We start from the raw sequence: 11,504 nt of genomic DNA, 5'->3' as shown, positions 1-11,504 counted from the left end.
CAGCGGCCGCGGCGAGGATGGGGCCTCGCGGTTCGGTTTTCCTTCGGTACTGTCCGCCGCCGCGAACCGGCATGCGGCGGCCGTTTCATGGGTCACACGGGAATCAGGGCTTGGCGATCGTCTACGACACCTACCGGCACGACGAGGCGGCGCGCGCGTTGCCGCTGCTGGCTGCGCCCGTGGGGCGGACGCTGGCCTGGCGCGACGGCGTGCCCATCGACGCAGCGCGTTTCCTGGCGCACGTGGACCAGGTGGCCGCCTTGCTGCCCGATGCGCCGGCCGCGGTGAACCTGTGCGAGGACCGCTACGCCTTCCTGGTCGCGTTCTGCGCCATCGTCCTGCGCGGCCAGGCCAACCTGCTGCCGCCCTCGCGCGCACCGCTGGCGGTGGAGGACGTGATGGCCGCACACCCCGGCGCCTATGCGCTGGGCGAACTGGCATTGCAGCCCGCGCCCCCCGGCTATCGCCGCCTGCCGCCGCTGGCGGCGGACATCGCGCCCGTCGTCGGCGCGGTGCCGGCGATACCCGCGGCGCAGGTGGCGGCGATCGGCTATACCTCCGGCTCCACCGGCATGCCGCGCGCCCACGCCAAGACGTGGCGCAGCCTGCATGCCGGCACCGCCGGCAACCTGGCGATGCTGCGCCGCGTGGCCGGCGAGCGCTTCCACGTGGTCGCCACCGTGCCGCCGCAGCACATCTACGGCATCGAGATGAGCGTGCTGCTGCCGCTGCTGGGCGCGGTGGGCGTGCATGCGGGGCGGCCGTTCTTCCCCGCCGACGTGGCCGCCGCGCTGGCCGAGGTGCCCGCGCCGCGCGTGCTGGTCACCACGCCGGTGCACCTGCGCGCGCTGGTCGAATCCGGCGTCGCGCTGCCGCCGCTGGCCGCGCTGCTGTCGGCCACCGCGGTGATGCCGACGGAGCTGGCGCACGCGGCGGAGCGACGCTTCGGCGCGCCCTTGCTGGAGGTGTTCGGCTCCACCGAGACCTGCGCCTTCGCCGGCCGCCGGCTGGCCAGGGACGAGCTGTGGACGCTCTACCCCGGCGTGCGCCTGCACCCGCAGCCGGACGGCACCGGCATCGAGGCGCCGCAACTCGACGAGCCCGCCACGCTGGCCGACCTCGTCACCCTGCACGACGAGGGCCGCCGCTTCCGCCTGTGCGGCCGGCACGCCGACCTGCTGGAAATCGCCGGCAAGCGCGCCTCGCTGGGCGACCTCACCCGGCGCCTGCTGGCGATCCCGGGCGTGGAGGACGGCGTGGTGCTCCAGCTCGACGAGGCGGACGCCATCGGCGTGCGCCGCATCGCCGCGCTGGCGGTGGCGCCCAGCCTGGACGAACACGCCATCCTCGACGCCCTGCGCTGTGCCGTCGACCCGGTCTTCCTGCCGCGCCGCCTGCGCCTGGTCGACGCGCTGCCGCGCAACGAGACCGGCAAGCTGCCGCGCGCGGACCTGCTGGAGCTGCTGGGCTGATCGCTTTTCCTTCCCGCTCCGGTGGGGAGGGAGGCCAGATCAGGTAGCGTCGAACACCGTTCGCCCTGAGCGTAGGCCCGCCAGGGCCGGAGTCGAAGGGTACATGGCGTTTCGACTTCGCTCGCTGACGCGAGCTACGCTCAACGCGAACGGTATACAGGGGCACTGCTCCGTATCGATTCGCGCTGCGCAGGCGTGATCCAAGCCTCTACAATGACGGGCCACGCCACTCCTGGCACCATCCCTCGTCCGCTGGAGCAAGCATGAAAGTCCTCGTCATCGGCAACGGCGGTCGCGAACACGCGCTGGCGTGGAAGCTCAAGCAGTCGCCGCGCGTGGACGAGGTGATCGTGGCGCCCGGCAACGCCGGCACCGCGCGCGAGCGTGGCGTGCGCAACGCCGACGTCGCCGTGACCGACCTCGACGGCCTGCTGAAGCTGGCGAAGGACGAGAAGATCGGCCTCACCGTGGTCGGCCCCGAGGTGCCTCTGGTGGCCGGCGTGGTGGACCGGTTCCGCGCCGCCGGCCTGCGCATCTTCGGCCCGCGCGCCGTCGCCGCGCAGCTGGAAGGTTCCAAGGCCTTCGCCAAGGACTTCCTGCTCCGCCACAACATCCCCACCGCGCGCTACGCGGTGTTCACCGAGATCAACCCCGCGCTGGCCTACGTGCGCCGGCATGGTGCGCCCATCGTCATCAAGGCCGACGGCCTGGCCGCCGGCAAGGGCGTGGTGGTGGCGCTGACCCTGGCCGACGCGGAACTGGCATTGCACGACATGCTCGGCGCGCACGCCTTCGGCGACGCTTCCGCGCGCGTGGTGATCGAGGAATTCCTCGACGGCGAGGAGGCCAGCTACATCGTGATGAGCGACGGCAGCCACGCCCTGCCGATGGCCAGCAGCCAGGACCACAAGCGCCGCGACGAAGGCGACCTCGGTCCCAACACCGGCGGCATGGGCGCATACTCGCCCGCGCCGGTGGTCACGCCCGAGGTGGAGCGGCGCATCCTCAAGGAGGTGATCGAGCCCACCCTGCACGGCATGGCGGCCGAGGGTGCGCCGTTCATCGGCTTCCTCTACGCCGGCCTGATGATCGACCAGGGCGGCAACCCCAAGGTGATCGAGTTCAACGTGCGCTTCGGCGATCCGGAGACGCAGCCGATCATGCTGCGCCTGAAGTCCGACCTGGTCGACCTGATCGAGGCCGCGCTCGACGGCGAGCTGCACCACACCCGCGCGCAATGGGATCCGCGCCCCTCGCTCGGCGTGGTCATGGCCGCCGCCGGCTACCCCGGCAAGGTGAAAAGCGGCGACGTGATCGCCGGCCTCGAAAGCGACCTCGGCCATGACGCCAAGATCTTCCATGCGGGCACCAGGCTCGACGCCGAAGGCCGCGTCGTCACCACCGGCGGCCGCGTCCTCACCGTCTGTGCCCTCGGCGCCGACATCGCCGCCGCCCGCGAACGCGCCTACGCCGCGGTGGAAAAGGTCCGCTTCGACGGCGCGTTCTGCCGGCGCGACATCGCGCACAGGGCGTTGCGGCGGCCGTAGGCGCAATGCCAGCCGCAGAGCGGCAAGGTGTCCGCATGGCGGGTCATGCGGTCCGTCGATCAGGGAGGAACGGGTGTGGCAAAGAAGCCGTCTCGCCGGCGCCGGACGTCGGTAAGCGAGTTGCTCGGCCACGCGGCGACGCCCTGGCAATCGGTGCGCAAGGCCATGGCTGCGGTGGTGGTCCTGGTCTGGTCCCTGGCCGCATGGCAGTTGCATGTCCATGCGCCGTCCGCCGCGGACAATGCCTACGTCGTCGATGATGCGGGCGTCGTCTCGCCGGCCGCCGGCGCGAAGCTGGCGGCCGCGCTGGATCACCTGAAACGGCAGACCGGGGTGCAAGTGCTGGTGGAGACCGTGCCCGATCTCCACGGCCAGAGCATCGAAGCCTATGCCGTGGATGAATTCCAGCGACGGCGGCTTGGGCGAAAAGGCGTCGACGACGGCGTGCTGTTCGTATTGGCCCCCAACCGGCACCGGGCGCGGATCGAGGTGGGTTACGGACTTGAGGGCGTGCTGACCGACGTGACCGCCTCGCTGATCCTGCGGCACCGCGTAGTGCCGGCCATGCGGAACGGCGATGCCAACCGTGCCCTGCTGCAGGGAGCCGAAGGCATCGTGGTGGCCCTGCATGGCACCTGGGACACCTCCGGGTCGGCGCAATGGATGCAGCAGCCCTCTTCGTCGCATGGTTTCTGGAAGTGGGTCGGCGCCGTTCCGGCGCTGCTCCTGCTGGTCGTCTTCGAAGTGCTTGCACTGAACCTGTGGAGCCCGTGGCCGGACCGCGCTGAAACCGATGGTGTCGGTTTCGTTCTTCGCCTGCTGGGCTGGGGCTTCATGATGTTCTGGAGCTGGGGCCTGGGCTTCGTCCTGTTGTTCTTCTGGACCATCCCCGGCAGCATGATGGCCGGTCAGGCCGGCGCCACCGCGCTGGCATGGCTGCATGCCGTCGCCTTTCCGGTCCTCCGGTACCTGGGCACCAACCATCGATACCGCTACATGGCCCTTTCCGCACGCACGCGCCGGAGCCTGCGGCCGAGGAACCTCGTGGAACGCATCGCCAACGTCGCCTTGGGTACGGCCGGCGGCTGGAAGCTGGGCAGCGGAAATTCGTCCGGCGCGTCCTTCAGCGGAAGCTCGGGCAGCAGTTCCAGCGGCAGCGATGGCGGTGGAAGCTCAGGCGGAGGCGGCGCATCCGCGGGGTGGTAGAAAGCCGATCCTGCCGAGACGGTGCGTGCCACGGCCTGAAGCGTCACGAGGAAAAACTGACTCGAAGCGTACTTGTCGTGATGGCGGGCCGACACGGGGCACCTGCCCGCCTTCTACAATGCGCCATCATCGGCCATGACGGCCTCGTTCTGCTTGGAGCACGACATGACACCGCGGAATCTCGCACTGGGCTTCGTCCTCACGCTGGTTGCAGTTGCCGCCGCCGCCAAAAACGCTTCGCCCCAGGACGGCATTTATCCGGATGTGACCCAGCATCCGCTGCCGGCCGATCTATCGGCCTTCAAGCAGCCCGCATCGCTGGTGGCGGACATGAAAGCGATCCAGACCGGTACGTTGCAGCAACGGCTGGAGGCGCTGAAGACCAAGGCGCTGCGCGACCAGGTGTTCGTCAAGGGCGGCACATTCCAGATGGGCGACTTTGGGCGATTGCAGAGCAGGGAGCACCTGCCATGGGACAACAATTCCAACAGCAGTCCGCTGCACGAGGTGACATTGACGAGTTATTCGATCGGCAAGTACCTGGTGACCAAGGCGGAGTCGGACCTGTATTCGGAGGCTACCGGTCAACCTGTCATGGGTGCCGAAGAATTGCGCGACATCCTGAAGGCCGACAGCGCGCTTGGCGGGAACTGGTATCAGGCCAAGGCCTATTGCCAATGGCTCGGCAAGCTGACAGGCAAACCTTTCGATCTTCCCACCGAGGCGCAGTGGGAATATGCGGCGAGGAATAGAGGGCGCTTCATCGTCTATCCCACGAGTGACGGCAAGATCGATTACAACAAGAACGTAGGCACTTCGGAGCTATTGGAAAAACTGTCCCTCAAGTACGGAGCAGCCATTGCGCTGTTTCCGCCTTCGCCGCTTGGCTTGTACGACATGGTCGGGAACCCGCAGTGGGTCAATGACTGGTACGCGGCGAATTATTATGCCCATTCGGGCGAAAACGACCCGGCCGGTCCGTCTGCCGGCGGCGACAAGGTGCTTCGCAGTTCCGACAATGCGAGATACAGCATGACGATGCACCGCTGGAAGGACAAGCCAAGCGGTGGAGCCCAGTTTCGCTGCGCGGTCAACAGCGCCTCTCCCTTGAATTAACCTCTTCGCATAAATCGGGTGCCGCGCGTGCTGCTTCAAATGGCGCAGCCGTCGTTATGTGTAGCGCGTGGGGCTGTTGCCATCATCGAGGAAATCCGGCCACTCCGGCCCCGGGTTGTAGCCGCCGGCCACGGCGTAGCCGGCATGGTCGCCCATGTCCGCGCGCGCCATGTAGACCGGCTCCGTATTGTCCACGAAGGCATAGCCCAGCACCGGTGCGCCGTACAAACCCTCGTAAAGCATTTGCAAGCCTGCGCCGGAATCCAGCATCGCCAAGCCGCCCACGTAGTCGTCTACCTGCTTGTCCAAGTCCTGGCTGTCCGCTCCCATGTCAAGGAACGCCTTGACGTGCGAGAAGTTGGCTTGCCAGCCCCTGGCGTCGGTGGCGCGTTCCCCGTCATGTGCTGCATCACATTGTGGAACTCGGCCTTGCTGCGGATCTTCTTGCACACGATGACGACGGCGCGCTTGCGCCGCCCGACGAACTCGGCCTGCCAGGGCAGGTAGTCGCCTGCATCGGTATTGGCCGGGATCGAGGCGGCTCCCGCCACGCTGTGGAAATCGGCCTCGGCATGGTGCTCGCGGCCGGCGCTCTCCTGCTTGACGGCGCCATTGCCCACGGCAGCCTTGATCGACTCGATGGTCGTGGCGGTCTGGAGTTTCCACTTTCGCTCGGGGGCTCTTCCGTCCACTCCGCAGCGCGATGCTGGGCCAGCTGGTTCAGTTCCATGGCGATGCCGGTGGCATCGTCCAAGCTCGACAGTGCCGACCTGTGAATGGCGCAGGCCTTGGCCGCCTCGGCCAGGAATTCTTCCGCCTGTGCACTGGCATCGACGAACCTGTGCGGCGAAAAGCCGAAGGCGGGAACCTCGAACAGCGCTCGCTGTGTATCGCATCGTGTTGTCGTACATCTTGTCGAGCACGCCAATGCACGCGCCACCTGCTTGCCGCGCAAGCCCACCAGTACCTTGGCGATTCGATAGTCAGGCCGCCGTCTTGTGCGAGGTTTTGGCCATTTCCCGCTCGACGGCGAACTGGCCGATGTACTCTGGTTCGGGCAAGTGGTGGGGATCGTTGGGCTCGATGCGACAGGCGGCCTCGATTTCTGCCGGCCACACCGGCACCTTGCAGGTTCGCAACACCAGCCAGCGTGTCAAGATGACCGGAGCTGCCAGCGGCCACAGGATGGCCCCGAGTCCAGACAGGCCGCCGAACGTGATGCCGACCATGATGCGGCAGTTCTTTAACGTTGGCGCTGGCGAGGTCCAGATCTCCACTTTGCCGAGACTGTCGATGTCCTCGTCCATGTAGCGGCGCACGAATTCCCACAGTTGTTGCACCTGCTCCTTTTGCAGGTAGTACATGCCGGTGACGAAGGTATCCTTGACCGTTTCGCCATCCAGCACATGGCAGCGGAGATCGAGCAGCCGCTTGTCGCGCAATCCTTGGCCGATGTGAAAGAAGCCCTCGTCCCACGGCATCGTCAATATGCCGCCATCGCGCTTGTCGCGGAACACGTAGACCTGTCGGGTCTTGCGATTGAAGCGGATGGGGTAATAGGTGCAAGTAAAGAAATCTCTATTTGGGAGTGCCCACCAAACGAGCCATGCCATGGGTATGCAAAAGGCAAATAATATTGCCTCACCAAGAATATATTCTTGCGTATCAGGCACTGGCCAAAACCATACGGATACGCCAAGTATGGCTATAGCCAGCGCCATGAGCGCACCAATCATCGTAAAGAGCCATCCTCTCAATCTGAATCTTCGATCCACGATTTCAACAAAGGTTGAATTGAATCGGAGCGAGACACCCCTGTCATCTGGCTCAATATTACGAGCCCTATTACGAGGAAGCTCGTCATCTTTCTCTTGTTGCGTTAGCAATCGATTCAACCGCCACTTGACTGTCCATCCACTCATCATGACTAAGCCCCATTTACCATGACAGTGTAGGCCGCATTTTGATCACCAAGGCTACTGAATCCCTCTTCATTTAGATCGTGTTTACCAAAGTAACAGCTATCCAGCCAATGTTGTAGTTTGTCGTGTTTTAGTAAGGAAACAAGGTAACCAATAACAACCAATATTAATATGATAATTAATCCAATGCCGGCAGTGATGGCGGCTGCGAACACCAAATAAGCAACGACACCCGTTGCGACACCCAACATAGCCGTACCGATTCCGAATGCTACATCGCCCTCCATAAAAGCCTTGCCACCTTCATAAATTTGCACTAAACCCGCTACCACACCGCCGATGACCCCAAGCAACTTTCCTGTCCCTTCGGCCAACTCAGCCCAACTACCAAACCTGCCCATTGACACCCTTTCCGCCACCCCAGAAGCCGCTGCCCCCCCATGCGGTCTTGCTCAGCATTTTTCCACCGATCTGCCCCATCTCACCCACCGCAGCGGTGGCGCCCGAGCCGAAGTTGAAGGCCTTGATCGTGTGCTCCGTACCCTCGGCCTTCATCAGTTCACCGTAGGAATTGGTCAACACGAAACCGGTAAGGATCAGGCCCAGACCGCTGGCTGTAACCTCACGCCCGATCACGTAACGCGCGTTGCCGCGCAACAGCGTCTCGAACTCGGTTTCGTCGGTAGCGGACAGGACGCCTGCCGCGCGCTTGACCCCCTTCATGCCGTTCAACCGCGCCAACTGTTTCTTGTCCACCACGAACAAGCCTTGGTACGGGTAGCCTTGTGTTCTGCCAGCTGCCGCTTCATCAAGCGCCGCACGTGCACCACTGCGCCATCGCTGCTCGTTCTCTCCGGTCAACTCTGCCAGGAAACCGGCCAATGCACGCGCCGCCTGCTTGCGCGTCTGCAGGCCGCGCAAGTCCACCAGCACCTTGTCCGGGTGCTCGGCGCTTACGATGGATTGCATGAGGCCAAGCAGGCGTTGCTCGGGTAAGGCCGCCTGTGCCAGCGCAGCCGTGCCATTGGCGGCCGCCGCGTTCAGGCGCTCCATGATCGGCGCACTCATCTCATAGATGTATTTGGACAATCCGGCCAAGGCACCCTGGAGTTCACTGGCGTGCTCCTTGCCCAAGATATCCTTGAAACCGCCGTAGATTTTCTCTCCCATATCCAGCCATGGCGTTTCCCGTTCCGTGCCTTTTTCCGCCGCCGCTTCGTTCCACTTGCGCGCAAGCTGGTCCTGGTTGAACACCAGCGCACGCAGCACGACTTCGCCCGGCTGGGTCGGGTCGTTGCCCAGGCATGCCTTGAAGTAGTCGGACGGCCCCTTGCGGCCGCTGGCGTCCTTGATGCACGCGTATATGACTGCTTGATGGGCCATGCCGCTTTCGACATTGGCTGGGTCGAAGTTGTGCGTGAAGTGGGCCTTGAACGGCTCACTCTTGAGCCACGCCAGATACGCCGTGTCCAGCGGCTTGATCGTCTGCTTTTCGAGGGTGTTGAATCCGCTGGCGTACTGCTTGAGGAATGCTTCCCTCGTCGGCTCGTTGAACATCTTCTCGTACTTGGACCACGCGTCCTTGCCGGTGCGTTCGGCTTCTTCCGGGCTGATCTTGCCGCTGTCGGTGATCGACTTTTCAAGCATGTCGCGATCGGACTTGGACAGGAAGGGATTGGTCAACGGCCCGTGATCGCTCGTGAGGTTGATCCGCGCTTGCGTCATGCGCGCCTGACTTTCCGATTGCACCGCGCCATGCATGACCGCTTCACGGATGCCGCTGATGGTCGTGGCGGTGGAAAACGCCCATTGCCGATCCGGGTTTTCCGTCCACTCCAGGGCGCGCTGGATGGCCAAGTGGTTCAGCTCCATCGCGATGCCCGCCGCATCGGGAATCGCCACCATGGCGGGCTTGAATGGCTTCGCCGCCTCGATGGCCCATTCGGCCATGCCGGCGGCCTGGGGTTTGATCCCTGTAAAGCCTTGTGGCGAGTAGTTCCAGGGCGACAGCTTCTGCATGGCCGATTGAGCCGCGTCGCGCACCCTGGACGAAAACTTTGCCGCCATGCGGCTGACTGCGTTGACGACGAACACCGGGTCGGTGGCGAACTCGGCGACCAGCGCCGACACCTTGTCCGCGGTGTCGGCATGCGGTTGCGCACCGCCGCCGCGCCATGCCGCGACGTCGAAGGCGCGCATGTGCGCCTCGCGCCATGCCTGTTTGGCGTGCTTTTCCAATACGGCCGGTGTCCATGTTGTATCGGAGAAGCCGAGCCACACCTTGGTGGCGTGCCTGGCATCTTTGACGGTCACGCAGCGGGCCACGTGGGCATCGCCGGCTCGCGTGCAAGCGAAGTGGGTGTCATGGACGGCAGGTGCCGTCGAAGCATGCGGGTCGAACTCGAACAGGTAGCCCTCGTTCGTCACGACGTAGGCTGTCCATTCCCCACGTCGCTCGTCGAACATGTACAGGTAGCCGCTGCGCAAAAAGCGCAACGTGTAGTGGGCTTCCTTTTCGGGCAGGGCGATGTCCTGCACGCCTTGGCCGAAGGGTGCTTGCAGCTTTGGTGCGTGCGGTATGTCGGCACGTGCCACGGCATAGCGCAACGGCAGGATGGGCAGGCCCTTCTTGTCGCAGAACGGGCAGGTGGTCGGGGTGATCATGCGTGGTCCTTGCATGGGCTGCTCAGTTCGCGGGCGTAGCGAGTCAGCGTGTCGGCATCGAGATCGGAGCAGGCGCCGACGTAACTGTCGTCGGTACTTGCGGCCTGCAACCGGCGCACGAGGTCGGGATGGCTGTGGATACGGGGATGAAAGCGGACGGCCTGTACCACATACAGGTGGAGGTCGGCCTCGTCTATCAGGCCATGTGCCAGCGCGACGTCCAGCAGCGCATTAACATGGCGCGGCTGAACATCTCCAGCGTCGTCCGTGTAATCCGGCACGGTGTTACGCAGGACTTTCAGGCATCGTTCCAGCAAGCCAATGCGTGCCAGGTCCAACCCCGTTGGGTGGAATGACAATGCCGGCTCGATCCCTTGGGGTGGAAGGCTGCGGTGCCAATGTCCCTGGTGGTCACACCACGTCCAAGCCGATACGGGGCCAAACAAAGCCGCCAATTGGGCGGGTGCCGCCATCCATAGCAGGTGACGAAATACGCGGGGATCGTAGTAACGGAACAGGTGCTTGCCCTGGAGCGGAATCGACACCACCAGGCGCGCACTCAGATGCTTCGCAAGCCGATCGATGCCACCATCCGAAACCATGAGGGCCGCGACGGGCCTCGGCGTTTCCACCGGAGCCGAAAGTAGGTCGTCGAGTGCTTGCACGCGCTGCGCCTGATCGAGTTGATCGACGGCCACCAATCGAGGCAAGGCCGCAGCTTCCTTTTCCAGCACCGTCGGCGCTATCGAAATGCCTGGCATCCCGCGCCAGAAACTGCTTCGGGCATGCGCCTGATCGAGCAACAGAAAAGTGTGCTCGTCCAGCAGGCGATGCTCGATGACTTGCATTTCAGGCATGGAGCGGCACCGTGGCGTTGCCATTGGCTGCTGCGCCCTGCAACGCGAAGTTGCATGGATCGGCTTTCGCTTTCGCCAACGTCACCTGCGAGGCTCCCCCCGATTGTGGCCCGGCCATCTCCCTCTGCGCCCCCTTGAACTCCGCCTTCCCCGGCGCGCCGATCTCGATGTCGCCGCCCTGGATCTTGAGATAGGCGCCGGCGGCGGTGAGCAGTACGTGCTGGCTGGCGCTGGCGCGTATGCTTCCGTGGCTGCTGGAGACGGTGACGGCTTTCTGCGCGGCGAAGTCGGCCTTGTCCTGCTGGGCCTGCGCGCTGAGCTGGCCGCTGGCGGCGTGGATCCGGATGCCGGTTTGCTTGACGGGACGGCTGGCGTCGCTGCCCTGCGCGTAGAGGGCGATGCCCCGGGCGGCGACGGCGCTCCACTGGCCCTGGGCGATCCAGCCGAGATCCTGGCCGGCGGTGAGCAGGGTGTCGGTGCCGCCGATCCATGCGGCGTGCTTCGGGGTGACGGCGACAAGGCCGTCCTGGCCGTGGGCGACGAGGTGGGGCTTGCTCCAGCCGGTGGCGCTGCCTTCGCCGCCGCCGATGCCCTGGCCGGCGGCGGTGCCTTCGCGGGTCACGGCCAGTTCCTGCGCGAGCGCGGTCTGCGCGGCGAGGGCGTTCAGCGTGTCGGGGGCGGGTTCGCCGTCGAGGCCGGCCTGCTGTTTCTGCGCCACCT

The 11,504-nt window shown here is 64.9% G+C and carries 11 protein-coding genes; 5 read left to right on the top strand and 6 right to left on the bottom strand.

All coding sequences use genetic code 11. From position 1 onward, the window contains the following. Positions 1-110: 110 nt before the first annotated feature. The 4 genes from QMK61_RS13225 to QMK61_RS13210 all read left to right on the top strand — a co-directional run bounded on the left by QMK61_RS13225 (position 111) and on the right by QMK61_RS13210 (position 5,341). Positions 111-1,472 (top strand): AMP-binding protein, encoded by a 1,362-nt coding sequence (locus QMK61_RS13225; protein ID WP_302072690.1) that lies wholly within the window; start codon positions 111-113, stop codon positions 1,470-1,472. A 263-nt stretch (positions 1,473-1,735) separates the two neighbouring features. Next, positions 1,736-3,019, top strand: coding sequence for a phosphoribosylamine--glycine ligase (gene purD, locus QMK61_RS13220; protein WP_302072689.1), 1,284 nt, complete (start codon positions 1,736-1,738; stop codon positions 3,017-3,019). A gap of 75 nt (positions 3,020-3,094) precedes the next feature. Next, complete coding sequence (locus QMK61_RS13215) at positions 3,095-4,225, top strand: TPM domain-containing protein (protein ID WP_302072688.1); 1,131 nt, start codon at positions 3,095-3,097, stop codon at positions 4,223-4,225. Between the two features lie 165 nt (positions 4,226-4,390). Further along, positions 4,391-5,341, top strand: a complete 951-nt coding sequence (locus tag QMK61_RS13210; RefSeq protein ID WP_302072687.1) for an SUMF1/EgtB/PvdO family nonheme iron enzyme — start codon at positions 4,391-4,393, stop codon at positions 5,339-5,341. A 54-nt stretch (positions 5,342-5,395) separates the two neighbouring features. Here the strand turns inward: QMK61_RS13210 and QMK61_RS13205 are convergent, their stop codons facing one another. Beyond that, positions 5,396-5,650 carry a hypothetical protein gene (locus tag QMK61_RS13205; protein WP_302072686.1) on the bottom strand — a complete coding sequence of 85 codons (255 nt, stop codon included), beginning with the start codon at positions 5,648-5,650 and terminating at the stop codon, positions 5,396-5,398. Between the two features lie 107 nt (positions 5,651-5,757). Here QMK61_RS13205 and QMK61_RS13200 point away from each other — a divergent pair, with 107 nt between their 5' ends. After that, positions 5,758-6,117, top strand: a complete 360-nt coding sequence (locus QMK61_RS13200; RefSeq protein ID WP_302072685.1) for a hypothetical protein — start codon at positions 5,758-5,760, stop codon at positions 6,115-6,117. Positions 6,118-6,324: 207 nt separating this feature from the next. Here the strand turns inward: QMK61_RS13200 and QMK61_RS13195 are convergent, their stop codons facing one another. From QMK61_RS13195 to QMK61_RS13175, 5 genes are all read right to left on the bottom strand, one after another. Next, positions 6,325-7,077, bottom strand: coding sequence for a DUF6708 domain-containing protein (locus QMK61_RS13195; RefSeq protein WP_302072684.1), 753 nt, complete (start codon positions 7,075-7,077; stop codon positions 6,325-6,327). Between the two features lie 191 nt (positions 7,078-7,268). Continuing rightward, a complete protein-coding gene (locus tag QMK61_RS13190; protein WP_302072683.1) occupies positions 7,269-7,664 on the bottom strand; it encodes a hypothetical protein in 396 nt (131 codons plus the stop codon). Then, complete coding sequence (locus QMK61_RS13185; protein WP_302072682.1) at positions 7,648-9,927, bottom strand: T6SS effector BTH_I2691 family protein; 2,280 nt, start codon at positions 9,925-9,927, stop codon at positions 7,648-7,650. The genes QMK61_RS13190 and QMK61_RS13185 overlap by 17 nt, the downstream gene beginning before the upstream one ends. Next, the gene (locus tag QMK61_RS13180) at positions 9,924-10,784 is read right to left on the bottom strand and encodes a DUF4123 domain-containing protein (protein WP_302072681.1); all 861 of its coding nucleotides are present in this window, start codon (positions 10,782-10,784) and stop codon (positions 9,924-9,926) included. Before QMK61_RS13180 ends, QMK61_RS13185 begins: the two co-directional genes overlap by 4 nt. Beyond that, the coding region (locus QMK61_RS13175; RefSeq protein ID WP_302072680.1) for a DUF2345 domain-containing protein at positions 10,777-11,504 on the bottom strand (728 nt) is incomplete at its 5' end. The genes QMK61_RS13180 and QMK61_RS13175, both read right to left, overlap by 8 nt.

Source organism: Fulvimonas sp. R45 (assembly GCF_030504985.1).
GTDB lineage: Bacteria > Pseudomonadota > Gammaproteobacteria > Xanthomonadales > Rhodanobacteraceae > Rhodanobacter_A.
Note: the sequence above shows the minus strand (reverse complement) of the source record. Positions and strands in the feature narration are given on the sequence as shown.

Bases quoted from the DNA above. Each gene is read 5' to 3' on its own strand.
- purD (WP_302072689.1), top strand. From the start codon at position 1,736: ATGAAAGTCCTCGTCATCGGCAACGGCGGTCGCGAACACGCGCTGGCG.
- QMK61_RS13210 (WP_302072687.1), top strand. From the start codon at position 4,391: ATGACACCGCGGAATCTCGCACTGGGCTTCGTCCTCACGCTGGTTGCA.
- QMK61_RS13195 (WP_302072684.1), bottom strand. From the start codon at position 7,077: ATGATTGGTGCGCTCATGGCGCTGGCTATAGCCATACTTGGCGTATCC.
- QMK61_RS13190 (WP_302072683.1), bottom strand. From the start codon at position 7,664: ATGGGCAGGTTTGGTAGTTGGGCTGAGTTGGCCGAAGGGACAGGAAAG.
- QMK61_RS13185 (WP_302072682.1), bottom strand. From the start codon at position 9,927: ATGATCACCCCGACCACCTGCCCGTTCTGCGACAAGAAGGGCCTGCCC.
- QMK61_RS13180 (WP_302072681.1), bottom strand. From the start codon at position 10,784: ATGCCTGAAATGCAAGTCATCGAGCATCGCCTGCTGGACGAGCACACT.